We start from the raw sequence: 25,010 nt of genomic DNA on the forward strand, positions 1-25,010 counted from the left end.
TCAATGAGTACTTTTATGAAGGCACAAAAGGACCTGAGGAAATCATTTTCCTCCCGGTCCTTTTCACTTTCGCGTATTAAGCAAGCAATTGTTGCATTCGATCCGATACATTAGATTCGAGTTGTTGCAACTGTTGTGCCTCTAGTTTATGGCAAGGTTGTGGATTGAACCAGTTGATGTCCCCTTCATAGTAAAGCCCTTGAAATTCATTTCCTTGAATATAGACCGAAAATGAAAACCGTTCATGTGTTTGATTTTGGAATAATGCTTTTTTAATTTGAACTTCAGTTAACATAGCAATCGCCTCCATCATTATGTTCTGTGTCGATGTCGTTCTGTATTAATAGAATACCTTTCACACATTATAGCGACATGAGAGGCAAATGAAAGTTTAATGAGAGAAAACGAGTCATTGTAACTAGAGAACCCTGAGACCTAATTCTCACCGTCTTGTTTTTATACAACGTCAATACCCGTTTTTCTACCGAAACAAACCTATTTTCGTATCATTTCAATGTTCAACCTTCAAACTTATTTGTACCCCATTTTATGGATCAGCTGGCTGATATACCAATTATCAATAAGGGTTCGATTCGCTCAAAACAGGACATCTTAAAGGAGATTCAAATCGACTTGTCAGATTCTCATCCATTTCTCCCTGAAACCAGCACAAAATTGGAAGGAGTGTGCTTAATGGAAACAGCTTATAAAGGAACAAATAAAATGATTACAGGTATCGTCTTCGGTGTATTAACGTTTTGGTTATTTGCCCAAGCAATGGTCAACATCGTGCCTACTGTGCAGGAGGATTTAGGTGTTTCTGCAGGAACACTCAATATCGCCATCAGTTTAACAGCGCTATTTTCGGGAATATTTATCGTAGCTGCTGGCGGACTTGCCGATAAAATCGGACGTAAAAAAATAACAAATCTCGGCCTCATTTTAAGCATTATCGGCTCACTTTGCTTAGTGTTGGCAAACGGTGCGTTATTACTCGTTCTGGGCCGAGTGATCCAAGGTCTATCGGCAGCCTGTATTATGCCTGCAACGATTGCATTGGTCAAAGCCTATTTTGAGGGCGAAGAACGGCAACGTGCGTTAAGTTACTGGTCGATCGGCTCTTGGGGTGGATCGGGTGTTTGTTCGTTTTTGGGAGGCGCCATTGCCACTTATATGGGATGGAAATGGATTTTTATCTTTTCCATTATCTTCGCTCTCCTTGCGTTATGGTTGATCAAAGATACGCCTGAAAGCAAAGCGGCGAATACCGGAAATTCTAAATTTGATAGTAGCGGTTTGCTCGTGTTTATTATTACGATGCTGGCCTTGAATATTGTCATTACGCAAGGTGCTGAATTGGGTTGGACAAGCTGGATTACACTCGTACTGGCAGCCATTACGATTATAGGTGCATTTGTCTTCGTAAAAGTGGAGAGTGGCAAATCAAATGCTTTGATCGATTTCGGGTTATTTAAAAATGCCCCGTATACAGGTGCAACCATCTCTAATTTCTTACTGAACGCTGTTGCTGGAACATTGGTCGTTGCGAATACGTATGTGCAAGAAGGCAGAGGGTTTACTTCATTCCAATCCGGTATGCTGTCCATCGGCTATTTAATTGCCGTCCTGGCCATGATTCGTGTCGGTGAAAAGATTCTACAAAAAGTCGGTGCGAAAAAACCGATGCTCTGGGGCACAACTTTAACGCTCATCGGTGTGGGTGTCATGGGGTTAACGTTTTTACCCGATCTCGCTTACACCATCGTCGTCTTTATCGGCTTTGCTCTTTTCGGCTTAGGACTGGGCATTTACGCCACACCCTCTACAGATACAGCCGTATCGAATGCACCTGACGATAAAATTGGCGCAGCCTCCGGAATTTACAAAATGGCCAGTTCCCTCGGTTCAGCATTCGGGGTTGCCATATCCGCAACGGTTTACGCAACGATTTCGCATACAAGTGGCGTTGGCGTAGCAGCTACGGGAGGTATTATCGCAAACGTTATCTTCGCAGGCATCGCATTATTATCGATCTTGTTTATGGTCCCAAACAATACCGGGAAAAAAGAAGCTTAATCAATTAAGCCTCGGCGTAATTGCATCCAGATTTTGAATCGAGCTTGGGGCCCACACGATGTGGGTCCTGCAAGCGTTGCGAATCGAACAGCGAAGGGTTCGATTTGCCGTATTTATGCGATCTTTGCAGAAATTAAGGCACTTTCTTTTTAGGACGTCGCGTATTTAGCTTGCCTTCATCAAACTCCCTTCAAAATCTGTGACATCCGCGGGCCTACAGGATGTAGATAATGCAGCCGTTGCGAATCGAACAGCGGAGGGTTCGATTTGCCGTATTTCTGCGATCTTTGCAGAAATTAAGGCACTTTTCTTTTCAGGACGTCGCGCACTTAGACTGCCTTCCATTATTCGTTCAGCGGGCGTTTGAACACCCGCTGGACAAGAAACAAAACCGCAATCACTCGCTACCTATAGAGGTGGGAGTATGCTGAATGAAGATAAAAGGAGTCAGGGCATATGAAAGAAAAACTCATGAAGATGTTAGAAGAACGCGAAGAGGAAATCATTCAAATTCGACGCTATTTGCACGAAAATCCAGAGCTATCGTTCGAAGAAGAAAAAACGGCTCAATATATTATCGATTTTTATAAAGACAAAGATGTCGATATCCAAACCAATGTTGGGAATGGCTATGGGATCATCGTCACGATCAAAGGCGCTAAACCAGGGAAGACCATTGCACTTCGCGCAGATTTTGACGCCCTTCCTATTGTGGAAGAAACACCTGTACCGTTCAAATCAAAAAACGAGGGTGTAATGCATGCTTGCGGTCACGATGGACATACAGCTTACTTATTAGTATTGGCGGATTGTTTAATCCAATTGAAAGATGAGCTTTCCGGTACCATTATAATTATCCACCAGCATGCTGAAGAGGTCCCACCTGGTGGAGCGAAAAGTATTGTCGAGTCTGGCGTCCTTGACGATGTCGATGAAGTGTACGGCATTCACTTACTCCCTATGGGGCCGGCAGGTTTGGTTGGCTATCACGCAGGATTTTCTTTTAACGGCAGGGCGTATATGAAATTGATTATCCAAGGCCGGGGCGGGCATGGATCTTCCCCACATTTAGCAAATGATGCCATCGTTGCAGGCGCCCATTTTGTCACGGCCGTCCAAACGGTGATTAGTCGCCGATTAAATCCATTCGAAATCGGCGTCATTACCATTGGTTCGTTTGATGGGAAAGGCACCTTCAATGTCATTAAAGACAGCGTGGAACTGGAAGGCGATATTCGTTATATGGCTATGGAAACTAAAGTAACCATTGAAAAAGAAATAAAACGTCTTGTCAAAGGGCTTGAAGAAGAGTTTGGCGTCACATGTGCACTAACGTACACACCCGATTATCCACCGCTCTACAACAATCCTGAATTGACAGCGAAAGTGGCAGAAACACTCAAAAACGCCAACGATCCCGATATAAAAGAAGTGAAAGAATTCCCAGCTCTGCCCCCATCTGAGGACTTTGCTTATTATGCTGAGAAGTTCCCGGCATGCTTCTTCTATATCGCCTGTTCACCAGCGGGCGTTGAAAAGCCTTATTTCAACCATCATCCCAAATTCGATATCGATGAAGCGGCATTGCTCGTCGCTGCAAAAGCCGTAGGACAAGTTGTCTGTAGTACCCAGCAATAAAATCAATGAATGGTACCTCGACGATTCCACTCTTCACGAGGTACCATTCATGATTCCTTCTCCAAACGGATGATGCCAGAAAAATCTCCCGTTAAGACTTCCTTGGCATGTTGATTCGTACACGAAAAAGTAGCAGCAATTGCCATCCGATTCTTTTCTTGCTTGTCGTATTTTTCGATGGTCACTTCACAATTAATCGTATCCCACGTAAACACAGGCCTTAAAAACTCAAAATGCATCGTACGGGCGAGTACATTATGGTCTCCACCTACTTTTGTAGGAAGTGTTGCCGTTAATAACCCTTGAACGACAAGTCTCCCCTGTTCATCCGGGGTCATATGATGAATTCCTTCATCCCCCGAGATCTCCGTAAATAATTCAACATCCCTCGCTGTAAAAGTCCGTTCAAACTTAATGGAATCTCCTACTTGTAATGACATTTTAATCCCCCTAAAGGTTTTCACTGCGGATTATTGATTAGTGTACCAGCATGCTACACCAGAGCGAATCATTGCATTGATTCCTCTGGCGTCAGCTGGAAAGAGTAACGTGCAGCGATTATTCAACTTCTACAAGGATGTCTCCTTCATTTACAAAGTCGCCCTCATTCACTTTTACGTCTTTCACTGTCCCACTCGATTCGGCTGTAATCGGAATTTCCATTTTCATAGATTCCAAAATCACAACATCCTGACCTTCTTCTACTGGATCACCCGTTTTCACAAGCACTTTCCACACGCTTCCTGCCATATTTGCTACGATTTCACTCATTGTGAATTCCCCCTATTTATGTTGTTTGTTTTTTCGTTATCAAATGTTTTGTAATGAAATCCGTTGTCGTATCCCCTGCATGAAATGCCGGATGGGTAATAATCTCTTCCAAAATAGGTATATTCGTTTTAATGCCTTCAATGTAATAATTTGCCAATGCTTCTTGCATTCGATTGATCGCCTCATCGCGATCATTCCCTTTGACAATCAGCTTGGCAATCATCGGATCATAAAAAGGCGTTACGACAGATTGATCATGAACGGCTAATTCATGGCGAATGCCAGGTCCTTTTGGCAATTCCAATTTGGTGATTTTTCCTGGAGAAGGGAAGAACGTTTTAGGGTCTTCCGCATAGATTCTCACTTCAATTGCATGCCCCTCACGTTTAACCTCTTCTTGCGTAATCGTCAGTGCTTCACCTGCCGCAATGTTCAATTGCTGTTCAACTAAGTCCAACCCTGTAATTTCTTCTGTCACCGGGTGTTCCACTTGCAAACGAGTATTCATTTCAAGAAAATAAAAGTTTTGCTCTGCATCGACTAAAAACTCGATCGTTCCTGCATTTTTATAGCCAATGGAAGTGGCTGCTTTTACTGCCGCCTCCCCCATTTTGCTGCGGGTCGCTTCAGAAAGAAAAGATGACGGCGCTTCCTCGACGACTTTTTGATGGCGACGCTGAACCGAACATTCACGTTCCCATAAATAAACGGTATTGCCTAAGCCATCTGCCAAAATTTGAATCTCGATATGCCGAGGGTTTTCCACAAACTTTTCAATGTACATGGCACCATCGCCGAAGAAATCAGTCGCCCGCTTTTGGTTCCCTGCAAAGGCTTTGCGGATTTCATCTCCGTTATGGACAACTTGCATGCCGATTCCGCCTCCGCCAGCAGAAGCTTTTAACATGACAGGATAGCCAATACGATCCGCCACCTCCACCGCTTCCTCCGCATCAGCCAATGGATGTGTAATTCCAGGAACTACCGGGACGCCTGCTTCTTCCATCGCTTTCCGTGATTCAATCTTGCTACCCATTTTGGAAATCACATCTGGAGAAGGTCCGATGAATACCAACCCATCCGCCTCACAGCGTCGAGCAAATTCGGCATTTTCGGAAAGCAGTCCATAGCCAGGGTGAATCGCCTCCACTTTTGTTAAACGGGCGACTTCCAAAATTTTATCGATGTTGACATAACTTTCTGTAACACGAGGCCCTCCAATTAAATGCGCTTCATCCGCCAATTTGACATGAGGAGCATCCGCATCCGCTTCTGAATAGACAGCAACGGTCGAAATCCCTAAGTCTTTGCATGTCCGGATGACCCGAACAGCAATCTCTCCACGATTGGCAATCAACACTTTCTTGAACATGCTTACCACCCTTTCTATTCATTCATTAAGAAAGCTTTATAGAACATGAATACTGCGAAAATGGTGCAAGGGGGCCAGCCATTCGCTTAGCAGATAGCTGGTCCGTATATTTCTCTATTTCGTTACTAATCCATCACCAACAATATTTTGTATATCTTCAACCGTTGATGGATCTTCAAGTCCTGTAATATCCCCCGCTACCTTGCCTGTCGCCACAATTTCTTTCAATAAACGGCGCATAATTTTTCCACTGACGGTTTTCGGTAACGTATTTGTAATGATCACTTCTTTTGGACTGGCAATCTTTCCAATTTGTTGGACAATATTATCGTTAATTCGTTGGATTATCTCTTCGCCACCTTCAAACCCATCTGCCAGACGGACAAATACGACAGGCACTTCCCCTTTAATTTCATCGGGAACCCCTATGACCGCGCATTCGGCAACCCCTTTACATTCAAGTACAGCACTTTCCATTTCTAGTGTACTTAACCGATGCCCCGCCACATTAAAGGCGTCATCCGAACGGCCGACTACCCAGATATAGCCGTCTTCATCGATCAATGCTAGATCGCTGGCATAATAACTGCCATCGACTTGACTGAAATACGAGGCGTAATAGCGTTCCGGCTCTTTCCAAAGCGTACGGCACAGCATCGGAAACGGTTTGTTAATCACTAAATTCCCTAATTGACCAGGTTGAACCGGATTGCCTTCCTCATCCACCACATCAAAAACGGCTCCTAAAAACGCAGTGCCCGAGGAACCCGGTTTCATCGGCGTTAGCCAAGCTGCCCCTGCGATCGGAGAACCCGCTGTTTCCGTTTGGCCCCAAGTATTATTGATATAGATCTTTTTCTTTCCTAACACATCATACGTCCAATGCCATGTTTCCGTATCAAACGGTTCTCCCACCAGTGAGATGACATCCAGACAAGACAAATCGAATTGCGCTAACGGTTTTTCTCCCATGCTTTTTAACATGCGGAGTGCGGTCGGGGCAGTAAATAATTTATTCACCCGGTACTTTTCAATGATTTGATAAAAACGGTCCTTTTCTGGATAATCCACTGCGCCTTCATAGACAACGGTCGTTACCCCATTCGCTAAAGCACCTGTAATCCCCCAAATATGCATCGTTAACCAGCCGATATCAGCGGTACACCAGAAAACATCATCATCGTGATGATCCAAATGATATTTGGCATAGATGTAATTTTGAATAACGAAAGCCATACCGGAATGGACGACCCCTTTAGGTTTTCCTGTCGTGCCACTTGTATAGAACACAAGCCCGCTTTCATTCGCTTCCATCCGCTCAGGTTCACATACGATGCTCGCCTTCTTTGTCAGCTCGTGCCACCAGTAATCACGTCCCTCTTTCATTTCCACCTCTAACCCTAAACGATCGACAACAACGACCGCTTCAACGGATGGAATTGTCGGGACAACGTGATCGACTTTTTCTTTTAATTGAATTACTTTCCCGCGCCGTTCTGTTGCATCTGCCGTCACGACCACTTTAGGCTCGAAGCTAATGAGTCGATCTGCCAATGATTTTTCGGAATAACCCGAGAACACCGCATTGTAAATCGCACCAATGCGAAAACATGCGAGTATGGCAATAAATGCTTCTGCCAGATTAGGCAGGAAAACAGCGACACCATCCCCTTTTTTCACACCAAGTGATCGGAGAACATTTGCAAAACGATTCACTTCTGCAAGAAGCATATTGTAGGTGTAAAATTTGGAGTCCCCATTCTCCCCTTCCCAAATAAGCGCTGTCCGGTTGCCTGCTCCATTCTCGACATGCCGGTCCAGCAAATTGATGCTCGGGTTGCTAATGCCGTTCACAAAAAAACGAAAATCAGGGAGTTGTCCACTAATGGTTTCAGTCCACGGTTCATACCATTCAAGGTCGCGGGCTGCATTGTCCCAAAAGGTAGCAGGATCTTCTTGGGATTGTCGAAGAAGTTTTTGAAAAGCTTCTGTGCTTCCAATGGAGGTAGAACGCACTTTTTCTTCATTCGGAAAAATAAGCTTGCTATTTGAAACAACTTGAAAAATTCCATTAATATCCATGTTATAACCCCTTTATCAATTTTTCGAAAAACGTATTTAGCAGCCGATTTGTTTTGCAATAACCATCCGTTGCACTTCAGATGTTCCTTCCCCAATTTCCAAAAGCTTGGCATCACGGAAGAACCGCTCCACTTGATATTCCTTCATGTATCCATAGCCGCCATGGATTTGAATCGCTTGATCACATACGCGCATGCATATTTCGGAAGCAAATAATTTTGCGTAGGCCGCCTCTTTTTTAAATGGACGACCTTGGTCTTTTAGCCAAGACGCTTTGAAAACCATATTCCGGGCAAGTTCGATATTCATTGCCATATCGGCCAATTTAAATTGGATTGCCTGGAAGTTTGATAGACTTTTTCCAAACTGTTTTCTTTCCTTTGCATACTGCAGTGATTTTTCATAAGCACCTTGTGCGATTCCGACGGCCATAGCTCCGATGCCAATTCTTCCACCATCCAAAGTCGCTAAAAACTGCTTGTATCCATTGCCCTCTATACCTAACAAAGCTTTTTTGGAAACCCTTACATTTTCCAAGATGAGTTCAGTTGTATCGGAAGCGTGAAGCCCCATTTTTTCATAATTATTGATCACCGTAAATCCTGGTGCGTCTGTTGGAACGATAAATGCGCTAATGCCATTGATGCCTTTTGAACGGTCTGTCACAGCCGTCACAGCAAGATGTTTCGCATAGCTCGCATTGGTAATAAAACATTTGGCTCCATTAATGACCCACTCATCTCCATCCAGAACGGCGGTTGTTTGGGTTCCTCCTGCATCGGAGCCCGCATTGGGTTCCGTCAAACCAAATGCCCCAAATGACTCTCCAGTACAAATCGGCGTTAAATATTTCTCTTTTTGCTCATCGGTGCCAAACAAATGAAGAGGTGCTCCTCCTAACGAAATATGAGCGGAGTAGGTGATGCCTGTAGATGCACAAACACGGCTTAACTCTTCAACAACAATGGCAAAGCTGATTGTATCCGCATCACCACCGCTGTATTGTTCAGGGAATGGAAGACCCATGATCCCCAACTCTGCCAATTTTGCAAAAATCTCTTTCGGGAATTCCCCAGTCCGATCCCGTTCATCTGCTCCAGGGGCAACTTCCGCCTCAGAAAATTCACGAATTAACCTACGTATCATCTCTTGTTCTTTCGTTAAATCAAAATTCATTTCTTGGCGACCTCCATTCATAATAGCAATACTTTGAACAAACTTACATTTCTACCTTCCTTCAGAAGGATGCATACTGGAAAAACAATACTAAAACTGTATGCCTCGCCTAACAGACTTTCATTATTTTTCTAACTACACTATAATTATAAATATTGGGAAATATAAATCTATGTTTAATTCTATGAAAAAACTTGTGTATTTTACACAAATGCACAAGTTCAAATGATAAAACTTCGAAGAGGAAGGATGATGAAGGATGCAAGATACATTGACGCACCGTCAGTTAAAATCATTAATCCATGTTTCAAACGTCATTAATTCCACATTGGATCTTGATACAATCTTCGATTCGATTTTAAATGAAGCGATTTCTGTCGTAGATGCAGCGGGAGGAGGATCTATTTGGATCTTCAACGACAAACAAAACCGTTTAATTGCCAAATCAGCTCAAGGGTTATTTTATCCACACATCTTCAAATCCATTAAACTAAAAAAGGGTGAATCCATGACTGGCATGGCTTTTGCCGCAAATCATTGCCTTGTTTTTTGGAATGAGGAAGAAATTAAACAGGCATTGGATACATTGACGCCATACAATCGAGACTTATTAAATAGATCGATTTCAAATAACTTTCATTTTACATCGGTCATTTCTTCACCCATTTTACAAAATGGAAAATGTATCGGCGTTATCACTTTGGATTCTTTCGATAAATCCTTACATTTCAAGCAGGAAGATATTCATCTGCTGGAAGCAATCAGTTATCAAGCTGCTATCGCCTTAGGCAAATCGAGCCTTTACTACGAGAAGGAAAAAATGGTGAAAAAGCTCTCTCGATACCTTGAAACGCACCGGAACATCGCCAACCTTGTCGTCAATGAAGAAGGAATCCAATCCATTTTAGACTATATCCATCAAACGATCGGCCAACATATTTTTCTATTCGATGATTTAGGGGAACTACAGGCATCTGCCTGTCATTCATCGTTTACGGAGGACATGACGAATTATCTCATCCAATACACAAAACAAATCATCCTATCGCTTGAGAATTCCTATACAGTTGCCGATATTAAGTTGAATGACGAGGCGTATCAATTAATCGTCCTATCTCTGGGCTCTAAACTAAAATCTCTCGGAGCGCTTATTATCCTTTCCAAAACTAAAGTGAGTGAAGTGGATATTGCGGCGCTTGAACATGCTTGTACAGTCATTTCCCTTGAGTTGGTCAAAGAACAAGCCATTTTTGACACACAGCAGCGCTTAAGGGGTGAGTTTGTTACAAAACTGTTTTCCGGACAAGTCGATGAAACAATCATGCAACGGGCTAAAAATTTAAATTTTGACCCGAACAGGAACTATATTTCCATTATCATTCATGTGGAAGATAAAAATAATGCACAAAAAGATGTTATTAGTGAAAGCGCTATCAATAATTTACTCTATTTAACAAACAAAATATTCCTGAAGAGAAATTCGCAAGGCATGGCCGTACGAAACGGCAATCAAATCGTTGTGCTACTCTCCTGTCATTCAACGTCATTGTCGGCTAACGTCATTGCAGAAATGAAAGAGCTGGCAGCAAATCTACAGCGGGAAATTAAAAGGTTGTATAGTGAGATGAAGGTATCGATCGGTATTGGCAGAATGAAGCCCAAACTTACTTCTGTACACGAGTCCTTTAAGGAAGCCACGAAATGCATAAAGTTCCTGCAAAACTATCATTTCGATCAACATGTCCTTTGCTTTACAGATTTGGGCGTTCAACGATTCATCTTACAAAATTCCGAGGAAGAGTTAACCGATTTTGTGCAAGAAGTATTGGGCCCACTCATTCAATACGAACAAGCGCGGAAAGGCGACCTTCTCCATACGCTGATTGCTTATTTGAATCAAAATCAAAACACCAAGAAAACAGCGGCTTTTTTACATATTCATAGCAACACGTTAAACTACCGTTTAAAACGAATTGAAGAGATTCTCCTAACAGATTTGTCGGATAGCCAACAACTATTCAATATTCAATTAGCAGGAAACATTTATCAATTTATCAAAAAATAAATAGGCGCAAGGCACCCATACCGTTCTAAATCTCCCATCCCATCATAAAATGAAGGGACTCCACCTGTCAGATGAAAACAAAGGAGATAGGGATATGTATGCCATCCATTATTATGAAAACAAAACCTATGTACTGACGCTAGCGCGGGGAAGTGTCCCTTCTGTCGGTGAAGAGGTGAAAATCAAAGGCCGTAAAGGAAAAGTGATCAGTGTACTGGAGATAAAGGAAAACGTTTATCATGTGTTCGTGGAGTTTGAAAAAATTGTAGATAAAAGCAAATCGGCTGCCCATGATTTCGGGAAGAGGAAAAGAAGATGATTGTATGAAGAGTGCCAGTTCCTGAACTGGCACCTCAGCCTGTTGACAAACGCTCGCATCCGTTGTTGAGGCCTACAGGATGTAGGTTCATGCATCCGTTGCCAATCGAACAGCGAAGGGTTCGATTTGCCATATTTCTGCGTTCTTTGCAGAAATTAAGGCACTTTTCAGGACGCGGCGCCCTTAGGATGCCTTCCTTAGTCGCTCGTCCGCTCATGAACCCTAGTTCATGAGCGTCTTCGCTCGACTTCGCGCGGGCTCACAGGAAGCGAGTCATGCAGGTGTTGCGAATCGAACAGCGAAGGGTTCGATTTGCCGTATTTCTGTGCTCTTTGCAGAAATTAAGGCACTTTTTTTGGGACGTCGCGCTCTTAGCCTGCCTTCCACGTGACAAGCGTTTTCAATCAGGCTGAAGGAATTCCTACTTTTGACCATATCCCTCAAAAACTTACTGATTGGTCAATTCTTTTGTCATTAAAATATGAGGAATTCCATCCTCCATAAACATCTCCGAGGCGGTCTCATAACCGAGCTTTTTATAAAAATTCTCCGCATGTGTTTGCCCATGCAATTTGACACGGGCAATGTCTTTCTCTGCTGCAATCTCCTCCAATGATTGGATAATTCGTTTGCCAAGTCCATATTGACGATAGGGCTTGAGGATACAGATTCTTTCCAACTTACCCGATCCATCGGTAACTCGTAACCTGCCTGTACCGACAGCCTCCTCATCATGATAAACGAGAACATGCTCGCATCGCCCATCGAGTGTGTCGAATTCATCAAATTCATCCTCCAATGGGACGCCTTGTTCCTCTACAAACACTTCTTTTCGAATATGAAAAGCCCTTTCTAAATCGCTGTTTGTTGTGATTCTTTTTGCATTCAATGTTTCTCAACTCTTTTCGAATTTATTTGATCAAGTCATTATTATACCTTTTATCCCGCATTAACGGGCAGTAAGACTCCCACCTCAAGACTTAAGTAAAACAATAAGGATAGATGGGAGATCAACTGCCCGTAAAAGCCCGATTGGTTCAACTAACAATCAGTGGGGATGGGGAACCCCCCCACTGATTGAAGTTTCACTTTATTCATCCAACCACGCTTTCACATATTCAATAAATTTTCGGGCAGCTGGCGAGATCGTGCGGAAGGACGAAGCTGCGATACCGATGGAGCGGTAATGCTCCCCTTCCAAACTCAGGATACGAACGTTCTGCGGAACGCGATGCAAAACCATTTCAGGTAACATGCTAATTCCCATCCCATTTTGAACCATGGAAATGATCGCTTGATCGTCAGCCAGTTCAAATTTAATGTGGGGAGTTACTTGATTTTCCTGAAACACGCGCTTCAAATCATTATCGCTCCCTTTCTTCGTCATAATGAACATCTCGTCTTGAATGTCCGCAAAACTCACTTTCTGTTCGTTTGCGAGGGGATGCTCTTCAGGAAGAATACATAGGATGCGGTCTTTTTTTAATTGTATCACTTCAAACGTTTTTGAAGTTGGTAACGAAACAAATCCAAAATCCACCGCACCCGTTGCGATCCAATGCTCAACGGTATCATAATCCCCCTCCAACAACTTGATGTCAATCGCAGGTAGATCTGCATTAAAACTTTTCAAGATTTCCGGCAGCCATTGAATGGAAACACTCGAAAAAGTGCCAATGCGTACGGTACCGATTTCAAGCCCTTTAATATTTGCGATTTCTTGTATCATTTGTTCATTCCACTTTAACATTTCATGAATATGCCGCAATACGCGTTCCCCATTACTCGTCAACTGAATCCCTGCTCGTCCTCTTATCAAAATTGTAAAGCCCCATTCCGCCTCCAAGCTAGCAATAGCATGACTCACGGCTGATTGCGTTAAGCTAAGTGATTCTGCCGCTTGTTTGAGACTCCCTAATTCGACAACCGTACTAAATATTTCAAACTTCGCAAGTGACAACTTTTTCACTTCCTTTACTTGAATTTTATTCAACTAACGGCTTAAAAACATTCAATTTTATTATCTAAACTTTACCTGTATACTAACAACAAATCAATTATTTTCGTTGTTCTATAGCACAATGAATGGAGCTGGAGGATGAGAAATGGACAATTCAATTATGAGAAGCACTCAACTAAAAGGGGATTTGATGATGGTCATGGTGACCATGTTCTGGGGTGCATCCTATTTGTTTATGAAGATGGGCCTCCAGTCGATTCAAGAGTATAATTTAATCGCCTTGCGTTTTGGATTTGCTTTTCTTGTCGCTGCATTCGTCTTTTATCGACGCTTTCCCAAAATGGATCGCAAAACGATTCTCTACGGATTTCTACTCGGATCATTATTATTTTTGAGCACTTCCGTTGTCGTAATTGGATTAAAAACGACTTCCGTTTCCAATGCCGGATTTTTATTCAGTCTAGCGGTCATCTTTGTTCCTTTATTAATCGCACTGCTTTCCCGAAAAAAACCTGAAAAAAGAGTGATGATCAGCGTTTGCGTCTCGATGACAGGCATTGGTCTGTTAACGTTAAACGAGACATTAAGCATCAATACCGGTGATTTCTTATGCATCTTGGGCGCTTTGTTTTATGCCCTTCACATCATCATTACAGGAAAAGTAACGCAAAACGCGGATGCTATCTCGCTCGGAGTTCTACAGCTTGGCTTTGCGGGAGCGTGGGGACTTCTCTTCTCATCCATTTTTGAAAAACCACAACTTCCCAATGACACCGAGTCGTGGATGGCGATTTTAGCCTTAAGCATCCTGTGCAGTGCCGTCGGTTTTATCGGTCAAACGGTAGCTCAAAAATATACATCTCCGACACGGACAGGTCTGATTTTTTCCTTGGAGCCGGTATTTGCAGCACTCTTCGCATTTATTTTCATCGGGGAGGTTCTGACAAATAAAGGATACATAGGGGCCGTCCTTGTGTTACTTGGCGTACTGGCCGCGGAAATCAATGTAAAAAAGCCGATGTGGAGAAGAAACTTCGTAAAAACAATAAGCCGGTCCAGAGCGAGCGGATGAAAAATGCCAGGTACCCAAACACTAATTCCGTATTAAGTATGGGCACACCTCGATACGAAGCCCATCAAAAAAACCATTTCAGTGTGAGGCATTCCACTGAAATGGTTTTTAAAAGTAATTATTGATAAAGTCCCCTCAAAGTAATGATATCCGATTCCTGTTCAATGAACGAATGGACAGGTACTACTTATAGTAATCGTTGTAAGAAGACCGAGAAATGTTGCCTTGTCACCGGATCGTTTGGCATGAATTTGCCGTTTGATCCTAATGTGATCCCATTGCTTGCTAGAATTTGAATGTATTCATAAAAGCTGTTTTCTGGATTCACGTCACTAAACATAATCCCCTCGCCATCCATTTTTAAATCAAACGTATTCACTAAAATTTTTGCTAGTTGTGCACGTGTCAAGTTCGACCCGGGGTTCATGTACAATCCGCTGCCGTCAATAATCCCAGCTTCATAAAATGCTTTCATTTCTGGGTAATTTGGATGCTTAGCAGTTAAATCCTTAAAGGTTTTCATTGTACGTATTTTCGGTAATTCCAGTCCCTCAATCCGATTTAATAAAGCAAAAACATGTTTTCGTAGAATCGCTTCATTCGGATGGAACGTGCCATCCATATAACCTCTATTAATGCCCATTTGTGCAAGTGCTTCAATTGGTTCGTAATACAGATGTGTCGCCGGAACGTCAGAAAAGCTTTCGATGCGTATGGTGAGATTATACCCTTCATACCCTTTCCTTCCTCCGTGGCGCGAGTAATAAATCAAATAATATGTCCCGGCTTCCAACTCTTTTGTCGTCATGATTTTACTAGTGTCACTGTTTGCGTAACCGAGATATGGCAACTGCACACCATTTTCATCTAAAAAAGTCAATTCACCTAAAGTTCCCGGTGAATCAGCAATAAACGTCACTTTTGCATCCTTCGCCAATGTATATTTATAGTAATCGTGCGTCTGCGAATGAGCATAGGGCGAACTGTACCAAAAGCCATTATATGTTTTGTTATTTTCGAGCACATCGGCTCTGGCTATACTCGTATTGCGTCCACTTTCCCAATCCTGCTCGTTTAGCGGTTCAAAATTAGTTGAGAACGTGTAATTCGCAATGGCTTGTTTTGTGTTTCCTAAACGAATATTGAAATAGTAGGTGCCTGGTTGCAGTAATACCTCGATATCATTAGGATTACCGTAAAAACTTGTTAATGAGAATCTATTAACATCTTTCTCAACGACAATAATCATATCAAAATAGGCGTTTCCGACTGACGTATCCTCTGTCTTTTGCAGCTGAACCTTCATTTTCCCGAACGTCGGGATTTCTACTTTGTATAGGTCATAATCATTCGAAAAAACGGAACCGTTTAAATCCCCTTGGTATGTTTCACCGAGATTGTACGAGTTAGCCGTTGATTTTTCGTTGTTTGGCTCCGCATCATTTCCTTCAATCGGACCCGTTATATAGCTCACGGCATAATCACCTTGAGAACCAACCCCCGTACCAGCAACCTTTACACGATATGTGCCTTTCTTTAAATTCACAGGCAACACCGTTTTTTCTTGATCGTCATCGGCACGATACGTGGATATAAATGCAATTCTCTGCTCCGTGCTATCAAACAACATAACGTTATAATCTGTAAGGAAACTATACTCATGTTCATCTACATTATCTTTCAATGTAAACGTCACACGTGCATCTTCTTCAATTGTAATCGTGTATGTATCGACCACTTTTTCCATAAAAGTACCTGTAATAACGTCGCCTTCTTGCCAACTGGCAGCTCGCGCGTTTGACATTGACATCATAAAAGCAAACAAACCAAATGCTAAAATTGCACAATTCTTCACCATAACACCTCTTGCCTTCTTGATTTCTATATTCTAATAGATACGTTGATGAATGGATAGAGGTATATAATGGCTAGTTTCAAATTATCGGATACTTTGTTCTGTATAAAAAAGTACCAGTCATCAAGACATTTCTGGATTGTCCCGATGCCTGGTACACTTAATCATACCGTAAATCGATCCACAGTCCGGTTCAACACTTCACTTAACGCAGTCAATCCTTCTGCCGCTTTCGTGACGGATTGGATGGCGTGTAATTGTTCGTCGGTTGAGGCGCTGACTTCTTCACAGGCCGCGGCTGTTTCTTGTGAAGTGGCTGTCATCGTCTGTATCGTTTCGGAAACGTCTTCTTTTAATGCGGCGACGGCACCAATTTCATTGGCAACCGCATCGATGGACTCCATCATTTCGACCATCAATGCCGAAATATCATTGAATGTCCGATCTGTTGCATGAATGACGGCTGCTTGATTTCCGAAAATTTCACTTGCACTTGTCATTTCCTCTGAAACTTGTCGTGATTCCGCTTGTATCTCACGGATGGTCTCTTGTACTTCATCTGTAGAGCGGGCTGATTGTTCGGCGAGTTTCCGGACTTCCTCTGCAACAACTGCAAACCCTTTCCCGTGTTCGCCAGCTCTTGCGGCTTCAATGCTGGCATTCAATGCAAGTAAGTTCGTTTGAGCAGAAATCCCTGTAATGGCATCCATGACACTTCCAATCTCACCGATTTTTTCTTCTAGGGCAGCGAACACCTTCACCATCTCTTGTATATTGTTAACGGAGTCGACAAAAGAGGTCAGCAAGGTTTGCATTTGCTGTTGGCCGCTTTGATTCATTTCTTCCGCTTTTTTCGCAATATCGGTCATGACAAACGCTTTTTCGTTAATATCGCCGATTTGCCGCCCGAGAAGTTCGGAACGTTCTGTTACTGTTTCGGCATCCTCCGCAGAACGCGCTGAAACTTGTGCGATTTCGTTCACGGCATGCGCCACTTCTTCACTCGACGCATTCGTCTCTTCCGCTACAGCATTCAAGCTTTCTGAACTGTTTCGCACATCCGCTGCGGACTCTTTGACGACACCGATCAGATTGTTCATGCTTTCGATCATTGTATTGAAATTGGCTGAAAGTGCCCCGATTTCGTCTTTTGAATGGATGTCGGAACGCACCGTTAGATCCCCTTTGGCGACAGCATCCATATGGCCATTTAATAGGTGCAATGGTCGGATGATTCGGCTAATGCTCACATACAGAACGATGAAGAAAAGGACAAGGGTAATGAACGCGACCAGGTACATCGAATTCTGTAAAGCTGTCGCCGTTTCGATAATATTATTTTCATCGTAAACCGTGCTAATTTTCCAGCCAAGCTCCGGAATGGTCGTAAAGATGTTCACTCGATTGAACCCTTCATGCGCATAATGGATGACGCCCTCTTCACTCCCGCTGTACATGTTCTCGATAAAAGCAAAGGCCTTCATATTTTCACCAGGTGAAGTAGGATGTACAATGGCGATTCCATCTGCATCCAAAATCATCGGATAACCGCCATGGCTAAGTTTCGTTTGCGAAACATTGTTCATAAGGGTAGAAAGTTCAATATCAATGGCGATGACGCCGTCAAACTTCCCTTCATTATGAACGACTTTAGAGGCAGTAATGACCAGCTGACCATTTCCTGCGTTTATGTAAGGGCTTGTCCAATGCACTTTATCTGGATTTTCCAATGCGTTTTGATACCAAGGACGTTGTGTCGGATCATAATCAGCTCCAAGATCATTATAAGGCATATTCACATGGCGATCAGGATGAGAATAATAGACCGTTAAGGCATCATCATACAATTCCAACGCATTTCCAAGCTCGGCATCTAGTGCTTCCCGTAACTGTTTCGCCTCATCCGCGTCTACCTCGTTCCCTTCTATAACGAAGTCTGTGACAGGACGAGAAGTAGACAATTGCATAAGACCTTTCTCATATTGACTAAAAAAATACTGAATGGAATGTCTAATCTCATTGACCAATACAACGCTTTGATCAATCAAGCTGTCTTCGGTTTCCTGTTTCACTTTGGTACCGCTAATACTTGTCATGGCAGCCACTCCCACTAAAAAGAGCAACGTGACCGTCACGATTATTTTGGTCTTAATGGACTTAAACATAGCATAACTTCTCCTATTCATATAATCATCGTCACTAAGAACTTCGACTCATTTGAACAATTGTTTAGTAAATCCTAATTTGATGTAAAATTCCGATTCCATTGTAAATGAATAGGATTACTCAGAAAAATCCAGGGTACTTGAAACATACGAACTTCAGAAGGGGAATTGAAGCCAAGGTATATAGAAGAGCAATATAATCGGATGACTAGTAACTTACATAAAAAAGCCAGGTATCCGAATGGAAATGATACCTGGCTTTTTTATAAGTCCGCTCGAGACGACAAACGTCAAACCTTTAATGAATATCTCGTTTCTTAAAGTTGCCGCCCTTCACTTCTGCCACATCATACACCGCCACAAAGGCTTGTGGATCGATTTCGTAAATGATTTCTTTCATTTTGCTATCTTCTAAACGGTTGATGATACACGTAATTTCTTTGAACGTGGCGCTTGAATACCCGCCTTCAATGACGTTATACGTTGCACTGCGTCCTAAGCGATCCCGTATCGTTTCCACCATCAATTCCGGTTCACTTGTGATGATTTTAAATGTCTTAGACCCACTTAAACCTTCCTCGACGGTATGTATCACTTTCGAAGCGATAAAATAGGCGATTCCTGACATGAAAGCTCCTTGCAGACCGAAGACGAAAGAGACAACAATAAAAACAAATAAGTTTAAAAATAAAATAAGGTCACTCGTGCCAAATGGTAATTTTCGGGCAAGTAGGACAGCTAACATATCAATCCCATCCAACGCACCGCCGTTTCGCAATGCGAGCCCCATCCCAAAACCGATAATAATACCGCCGACCACTGTTACTAACAATGTATCCCCTTCAATAATGGTCGGGATGTGATGCATGACGCTCGTCCCGTAGGCAAGTGACGCGATACCGAGCACAGAATAGAACGCAAAGCTTTTTCCTATTTGTTTATACCCTAAAAATACGAACGGTATATTCAGAATAGCAATTAAAACACCTAGCGGCAATCCGAATAATTGTGAACCAACGATGCTCAGCCCCGTTACACCACCGTCTGACACGTTGTTTGGGATTAAGATCGCCTCGAGTCCATAGGCAGTAGTAAACGCCCCAAGGATCACTGCGATTGCACGTGACACTCTTCTAAAATTCTTAGTTCTTTTAGGCCTTGTCATTTCAGCCATGTCATTTCCTCCAGCCTTGATTTAAATTGATTTCGTAACCTTTATTACAGTTAGATTAAGATCTTCCCCAAAGGTGTGAAATGTCTACGGTGTCTATACGATTGAAAGGGGTATGAGGTTGCAAAAAATTACAGAAAGTGAATCGACTGTTATATCGCAGGACTCCCTTTATCCGAAAGTCTGTCCGAATTCACATTCTTCCGATTAGGATGCGATTTTTAAATTTTATCATGCAATCGAAACTCGTTTCCATAGCCATTTCAAGAAAACAAAAAATCTGCCGCAGAAAGACCCTGTGACAGATTTTTTTGGTTTTCGCTATTTAGGAGCTATTGTTTTGCAATTGCAGAAATTTTCTCTGCCATATCTTCCGCTTGATGCAATACAGAAAGTGCATCTGAAGAGAAATAATAGTTCACTGGTATTTCAATCGCCCGACCATTTTTTACAGCTTCTAAGTTTCTCCAAGTGATTTGTTCATCTACTTTTTCTTCCGATTTGATATAAAAAATATAGTCTCCTTCAAAATCACCGACTGTTTCCCAAGATATTTGATAGCTGCCGTGTGAAAAATCACCCGTATCTATTAATTCTTTCACTTTTGGCGCAGGTTCCATACCTAGAACCGTGAATAATGCTCGTCCTCCATTCACACTATTATCGGATACAAGATAGACATCTTTCGACGAAAGTGTATAAATTGTAAAGGTCGAGCCTTCGGGTATCGCGTCCGCTATTTTCTTTTGAGCTTCTTTTATACGTTTTTCAAAGTCCTTGTTAAAGGCTTCCGCTTCTTTTTCACGTCCTAATAATTTTCCCACGGCAGTAATCTCATCTGGAATAGAAGCATAATCCGTTTCAGAAAATACAATGGACGGTGCGATTTTTTCGTATTTCTCCGCATGCTCTTCACTCCATGTAACGATGAGATCTGGATTTAGATCTAACACTTTTTCGATTGACGTAATATCACCTATATCTTCAATTTCTCCTTCCTTATAATGCTGTTTGAGAAATTCCGCATAGTCCAAATTATGCAGGACGCCTCCTACCGGTTGAATGCCTACTGCTAAGATTTGTCCAAGATACCAGTCTGTCACCACTCGCTGCGGATTCGTTGGAACTTCGACTTCACGACCGGCATCATCGATAACGATGCGTGTGTCGCTCGTTTTCACTTCCTCTTTTTCCTTCTCTGTGCTGTCATTCGTTGAACAAGCGCCCAATAACAGTAATGCGGACAAAATGAATACAATTCGTTTTTTCATTTGCTATTATCCTCTTTTCCTATCCTATTTCCTTCTCCTTTAACAAGCCTTATACATATTGGGCTTGGTGCAATCGACTATACGTCCCGCCACTTCCCAGTAGTTGCTCATGCGTCCCCTGCTCTTCCACTCCCTCTTTGGAAATGACTAAAATGCGGTCCGCATTTCGAATCGTCGCGAGTCTGTGGGCAATGACAAGTGTTGTTCGCCCTACGGATAACTCCGTTAAAGCCTGCTGGATAGCCGCTTCTGTTTCCATATCTAACGCGGAAGTCGCTTCGTCTAAAATCAAAATCGGCGGATTTTTTAAGAACATGCGTGCAATGGACAGACGTTGTTTTTGTCCACCAGACAATTTCACACCGCGTTCACCAATGAATGTATCTAAGCCATCCGGCATTTCTAAAATAAAGTTTTCCATCTGTGCTTGACGCGCCGCATGCCAAATTTCTTCTTCTGTTGCGTCGAGCTTGCCATAAGCAATATTTTCGCGAATAGTCCCATCAAATAAAAATACATCTTGTTGGACGATGCCGATATGTTGGCGCAGTGATTGGAGTGTCATATCTCGAATATCCATACCGTCGATCGTTATACTGCCGGCTGTGACATCATAAAAGCGGGGAAGCAAATTACAGATCGTCGTTTTCCCGCCACCCGATGGACCGACTAATGCGATGGTTTCTCCCTGTGCTACTGAGAAATTGATATCCGTCAGCAATGCTTCATTGCCCTCATAAGCGAAATGGACATCGTTATAGCAGATAGTCCCTTCCACGCTGTCAATCGCTTGCGCGTTATCGCGATCTTCTACATCAGGCGGCGTATTCAATAGCTCCTGATAACGTTTAAAGCCTGCCACACCTTTGGGATACGTTTCGATAACCGAGTTAATTTGACGGATTGGACTTAAGAAAATATTCGATAATAACACGAATGCCATGAACTCACCGAATGTCATCGATTGATTGATCACAAACCATGTCCCGCAAGCTAATACGAAAATCGATACACCTTTCATTAAAATATGACTGATCGAAGCATTCCAAGCCATCACACGGTATGTCTTCAATTTTGTTTGACGGAACCGTTCGTTATTTTCAGCATAACGATTGATTTCATGGTCTTCATTGGCAAAAGCTTGAACGACGCGTATGCCGCTGACATTATTTTCAACACGCGCATTGAAATCTGCGATATCTTTAAACATTTGGGTGAATGCAACGGACATTTTTTGACTGAAGTAAATGGACAAGCAGATCAAAAACGGGATAACGATGAATGTTAAAATCGCCAACTGCCAGTTAATCGATAGCATTAAGCCGAATGCGCCCACCAATGTCATAACGGCGATAAATAAATCCTCGGGGCCATGGTGAGCAATTTCACCAATATCCATTAAATCATTCGTCATACGCGATACGAGATGACCGGTTTTATTGTTATCAAAAAAACGAAATGAGAGCTTTTGCACGTGATCAAATGATTCTTTTCGCATATCCGATTCAATATTAATGCCTAATTTATGGCCGTGATAGGTGACGACAAAATGGAAAATCCCGCTCAATACATAAATCGCGAATAATCCAATACAAGCGAGCAGAATGGCCCGCCAATTCCCCGTTGGCAATAAATCATCAATGACGCGATTCAATGCTAACGGAAAAGCTAACTCCAATAATGCCGCAATGATGGCACATGAGAAATCGGCAATAAACAGCCATTTGTACGGCTTATAATAAGCAAAAAATTGCCTGACCATTGTTGTGACCTCCTCTTTTTATATAACGGACGCTTCACTTCCAGTACAGAAACATTGACCGCATGAAAAAACTACGCCAAATTTTTCAGCGTAGTTTTGTACGTTTCTATCACCGAAATTGAGAATCATTATCAGTTAAATGATAGCAAGCACTCTATTCAATTTCTATAGATAAATCTCATTACTTCTTTATAGAAAAATATCAGATTTTCGATTTCCAAGTAAATAGTCCAACTGAATCCCAAGCTGTACTTCCAAAGCGACACCTTCACTGGACCAAAAATCTTCAAGTCTTAAGAGATGAACTTTTTGCCGTTTCATCGCAGGAAGGCTTTGCCAGACCTCGTTAAAAAATCGATGATGCTGTTCCTTGCTATGTACGACAACAAACATTTCATCGGCTGCATAATGCGGCAGCTCACTTTCTTCAATCAGTTTCCCCTGATTGGGGATGAGTACTTCCTTTTCGATTGCGCTATTCGGTTGAAGCCTTAACATTTCATAAATGTTATAAGCACCTCTTGAACTAGATCGCCAAATTCCAACGCGGCCATGATTTCGTAATTCATAGACACCGACAGTCGTTCCGGGAGAGAAAATGGAGCGTAAAGCGTATTGTGCCTCTATTATTTTGTTTTCATATTGTTGAATCCATGCCTCGGCTTGTTCCTCGCGTCTCACTAATTTCCCGAGCATTCGTACTTCTTCCAAACGATCATACGTATCCCACTCGAAAGCGACAACTGGCGCCACCTCTTCTAATCGACGAACATACGACTTATCTGGATATTTAAAAACGGATGCGATGATTAAATCCGGTTTCTGCTCGCCCCAACCGATGTCTTCTTTCAACCAATTGTTCGAAAGCTGAATCGCAGTCTCCACTTGAGGTCGAATTACTTCCGGCACATTGTAATAAGCCGCCAAAACTGCACTTGGCTTTAAGCCGGTTGCCAATAATGCTCCTGTAAACTGCAGCGTTGCCACATTTTCGATTCGGGCATGGTCACGAAATTTGCTTGGGGCCAATCCGACTTGCTGACGGAATTTCCGGCTTAAATACAAACTATCTTGATAGCCGACATTTCTAGCAATTTCCTGAATCGTTTGCGGGGAGCTTAACAATTCAATCTTCGCTTTTTCCAATCGAAGATGTGATAAAAATTCGTTAAATCTCCAGCCTGTCTCTTTTTTAAAACTTTCCGAGAAATAATTTGCATTATAACCAAATCGTTTGGCTACGAGCTCACGCGTCAAAGAATGATGGGCATACATTTTCATGTAGCGGATTACGTCCTCAAACGCATGCTGTTTCACCGTGTGCTCATACGTTTCGTATGCATGGTGAATATGGACAAGCAATGTTTGAAAATCATAGACGTCTTCACTTTTCTGTAGAGCTGTAAAAGCATCGACAACAGCTTGCGTCACACCTTCATACCGAATAAATTCATGGATGAATCGCAAAGGGTTCTCCTCGTAAACCAATCGAACTCCTTCATTGACTAAATGATAATTGCGGAAACGGACAAGCTGATATTCACCTTGCAGCACCTTAATTTGGATCGGATTACGGCCTTGAATAACGAGTAAAGAATCACTCACTACAAGAAATGTACGGCGATCGACAATCACCTCCACTTCCCCATCCGCTACATAGAGAATCATCGCTTGGTCTTGTGGAATCATGATATGCTGATTACTCACTTCTACGCTGACTACAGCATAGAGATGTTGTGGATAATTCATAGTGCTCTCCTCTTATGGATTCTCAATACCGTATTTACGATATTTTACTCAAATGCTTATTTTCAATTGTATACAGGTGTATACTTCATTTTTTCCTTAATACTTTGTACATCATTCAATTCACCTGTGTATGAAAGGAATGCTTTCCGATCTAGTTCGTCAAGCGCTTCATTTACTTTACTATTCAAGTAATTAATTTTCAGCTCCAAGTCCAAAATGGAACAAATAATGCCTTTACGATAGAGATTTTCAATATCTTCCACATGGATATAAAACTGGTACTCATTATTGAAAGCAATTAAAAAATACCATCCTAGACAATCAATATACTTGCGCTCTTTTGTGAGACACCAAATATCCCCTTGCTTAAACTCAACCGTATATTCATGTCCTTGTCCCGGGCAGCAACATCTTACCGAATGCTGAAACGTTTCTAGTATTATAAAATGTTCGTTCATCTGTACGCCTCCTCCATACACTAAAAAATCTCGGTCTCATCGATAATG

At 42.4% G+C, this 25,010-nt stretch carries 20 protein-coding genes; 5 read left to right on the top strand and 15 right to left on the bottom strand.

Going from position 1 to position 25,010, the window contains the following annotated elements; genetic code table 11:
* Positions 1 to 76 precede the first annotated feature (76 nt).
* Positions 77 to 295, bottom strand: coding sequence for a DUF5342 family protein (locus ACFPRA_RS24285; protein ID WP_381440544.1), 219 nt, complete (start codon positions 293 to 295; stop codon positions 77 to 79).
* A 398-nt stretch (positions 296 to 693) separates the two neighbouring features.
* Here ACFPRA_RS24285 and ACFPRA_RS24290 point away from each other — a divergent pair, with 398 nt between their 5' ends.
* Together ACFPRA_RS24290 and ACFPRA_RS24295 are read left to right on the top strand one after the other, a co-directional pair.
* Positions 694 to 2,076 carry an MFS transporter gene (locus ACFPRA_RS24290; protein ID WP_381440546.1) on the top strand — a complete coding sequence of 461 codons (1,383 nt, stop codon included), beginning with the start codon at positions 694 to 696 and terminating at the stop codon, positions 2,074 to 2,076.
* Between the two features lie 456 nt (positions 2,077 to 2,532).
* Positions 2,533 to 3,714: an amidohydrolase gene (locus ACFPRA_RS24295; protein ID WP_381440548.1), complete on the top strand. Its 1,182-nt coding sequence runs from the start codon at positions 2,533 to 2,535 to the stop codon at positions 3,712 to 3,714.
* A 47-nt stretch (positions 3,715 to 3,761) separates the two neighbouring features.
* Here ACFPRA_RS24295 and ACFPRA_RS24300 read toward each other — a convergent pair whose 3' ends face one another.
* The 5 genes from ACFPRA_RS24300 to ACFPRA_RS24320 all read right to left on the bottom strand — a co-directional run bounded on the left by ACFPRA_RS24300 (position 3,762) and on the right by ACFPRA_RS24320 (position 9,115).
* Complete coding sequence (locus ACFPRA_RS24300) at positions 3,762 to 4,154, bottom strand: hotdog family protein (RefSeq protein ID WP_381440550.1); 393 nt, start codon at positions 4,152 to 4,154, stop codon at positions 3,762 to 3,764.
* Between the two features lie 118 nt (positions 4,155 to 4,272).
* On the bottom strand, positions 4,273 to 4,485 hold the full coding sequence (locus ACFPRA_RS24305) for an acetyl-CoA carboxylase biotin carboxyl carrier protein subunit (RefSeq protein WP_381440552.1): 213 nt from the start codon (positions 4,483 to 4,485) through the stop codon (positions 4,273 to 4,275).
* A gap of 16 nt (positions 4,486 to 4,501) precedes the next feature.
* On the bottom strand, positions 4,502 to 5,857 hold the full coding sequence (locus ACFPRA_RS24310; RefSeq protein ID WP_381440554.1) for an acetyl-CoA carboxylase biotin carboxylase subunit: 1,356 nt from the start codon (positions 5,855 to 5,857) through the stop codon (positions 4,502 to 4,504).
* A 114-nt stretch (positions 5,858 to 5,971) separates the two neighbouring features.
* Positions 5,972 to 7,939 (bottom strand): acetate--CoA ligase, encoded by a 1,968-nt coding sequence (locus ACFPRA_RS24315; protein ID WP_381440556.1) that lies wholly within the window; start codon positions 7,937 to 7,939, stop codon positions 5,972 to 5,974.
* Between the two features lie 36 nt (positions 7,940 to 7,975).
* Positions 7,976 to 9,115 carry an acyl-CoA dehydrogenase gene (locus ACFPRA_RS24320; RefSeq protein WP_381440558.1) on the bottom strand — a complete coding sequence of 380 codons (1,140 nt, stop codon included), beginning with the start codon at positions 9,113 to 9,115 and terminating at the stop codon, positions 7,976 to 7,978.
* A 259-nt stretch (positions 9,116 to 9,374) separates the two neighbouring features.
* Between ACFPRA_RS24320 and ACFPRA_RS24325 the strand changes: the two genes are divergently transcribed.
* The gene (locus ACFPRA_RS24325; RefSeq protein WP_381440561.1) at positions 9,375 to 11,180 is read left to right on the top strand and encodes a helix-turn-helix domain-containing protein; all 1,806 of its coding nucleotides are present in this window, start codon (positions 9,375 to 9,377) and stop codon (positions 11,178 to 11,180) included.
* A 94-nt stretch (positions 11,181 to 11,274) separates the two neighbouring features.
* Positions 11,275 to 11,499 (top strand): hypothetical protein, encoded by a 225-nt coding sequence (locus tag ACFPRA_RS24330; RefSeq protein WP_381440563.1) that lies wholly within the window; start codon positions 11,275 to 11,277, stop codon positions 11,497 to 11,499.
* A gap of 448 nt (positions 11,500 to 11,947) precedes the next feature.
* Here ACFPRA_RS24330 and ACFPRA_RS24335 read toward each other — a convergent pair whose 3' ends face one another.
* Both ACFPRA_RS24335 and ACFPRA_RS24340 read right to left on the bottom strand, forming a co-directional pair.
* Positions 11,948 to 12,388, bottom strand: a complete 441-nt coding sequence (locus tag ACFPRA_RS24335; protein WP_381440565.1) for a GNAT family N-acetyltransferase — start codon at positions 12,386 to 12,388, stop codon at positions 11,948 to 11,950.
* Positions 12,389 to 12,589: 201 nt separating this feature from the next.
* The gene (locus ACFPRA_RS24340) at positions 12,590 to 13,459 is read right to left on the bottom strand and encodes a LysR family transcriptional regulator (protein WP_381440567.1); all 870 of its coding nucleotides are present in this window, start codon (positions 13,457 to 13,459) and stop codon (positions 12,590 to 12,592) included.
* Positions 13,460 to 13,604: 145 nt separating this feature from the next.
* Between ACFPRA_RS24340 and ACFPRA_RS24345 the strand changes: the two genes are divergently transcribed.
* A complete protein-coding gene (locus ACFPRA_RS24345) occupies positions 13,605 to 14,531 on the top strand; it encodes a DMT family transporter (protein ID WP_381440569.1) in 927 nt (308 codons plus the stop codon).
* Between the two features lie 187 nt (positions 14,532 to 14,718).
* Here ACFPRA_RS24345 and ACFPRA_RS24350 read toward each other — a convergent pair whose 3' ends face one another.
* The 7 genes from ACFPRA_RS24350 to ACFPRA_RS24380 all read right to left on the bottom strand — a co-directional run bounded on the left by ACFPRA_RS24350 (position 14,719) and on the right by ACFPRA_RS24380 (position 24,962).
* Entirely contained in the window at positions 14,719 to 16,386 is a 1,668-nt protein-coding gene (locus ACFPRA_RS24350; protein ID WP_381440571.1) for an S-layer homology domain-containing protein, read from the bottom strand.
* Positions 16,387 to 16,550: 164 nt separating this feature from the next.
* Positions 16,551 to 18,551, bottom strand: coding sequence for a methyl-accepting chemotaxis protein (locus ACFPRA_RS24355; protein WP_381440574.1), 2,001 nt, complete (start codon positions 18,549 to 18,551; stop codon positions 16,551 to 16,553).
* Positions 18,552 to 18,849: 298 nt separating this feature from the next.
* Positions 18,850 to 19,716, bottom strand: coding sequence for a YitT family protein (locus tag ACFPRA_RS24360; protein ID WP_381440774.1), 867 nt, complete (start codon positions 19,714 to 19,716; stop codon positions 18,850 to 18,852).
* Between the two features lie 338 nt (positions 19,717 to 20,054).
* Complete coding sequence (locus ACFPRA_RS24365) at positions 20,055 to 20,993, bottom strand: ABC transporter substrate-binding protein (protein WP_381440576.1); 939 nt, start codon at positions 20,991 to 20,993, stop codon at positions 20,055 to 20,057.
* Between the two features lie 49 nt (positions 20,994 to 21,042).
* Positions 21,043 to 22,755 carry an ABC transporter ATP-binding protein gene (locus ACFPRA_RS24370; RefSeq protein WP_381440579.1) on the bottom strand — a complete coding sequence of 571 codons (1,713 nt, stop codon included), beginning with the start codon at positions 22,753 to 22,755 and terminating at the stop codon, positions 21,043 to 21,045.
* A gap of 189 nt (positions 22,756 to 22,944) precedes the next feature.
* Positions 22,945 to 24,504 (bottom strand): helix-turn-helix domain-containing protein, encoded by a 1,560-nt coding sequence (locus ACFPRA_RS24375; RefSeq protein ID WP_381440581.1) that lies wholly within the window; start codon positions 24,502 to 24,504, stop codon positions 22,945 to 22,947.
* A gap of 62 nt (positions 24,505 to 24,566) precedes the next feature.
* Positions 24,567 to 24,962, bottom strand: coding sequence for a hypothetical protein (locus tag ACFPRA_RS24380; protein WP_381440583.1), 396 nt, complete (start codon positions 24,960 to 24,962; stop codon positions 24,567 to 24,569).
* Positions 24,963 to 25,010: the final 48 nt, after the last annotated feature.

Origin of the sequence: Sporosarcina soli, from assembly GCF_042655805.1 — a bacterium.
Lineage (GTDB): Bacteria > Bacillota > Bacilli > Bacillales_A > Planococcaceae > Sporosarcina > Sporosarcina soli.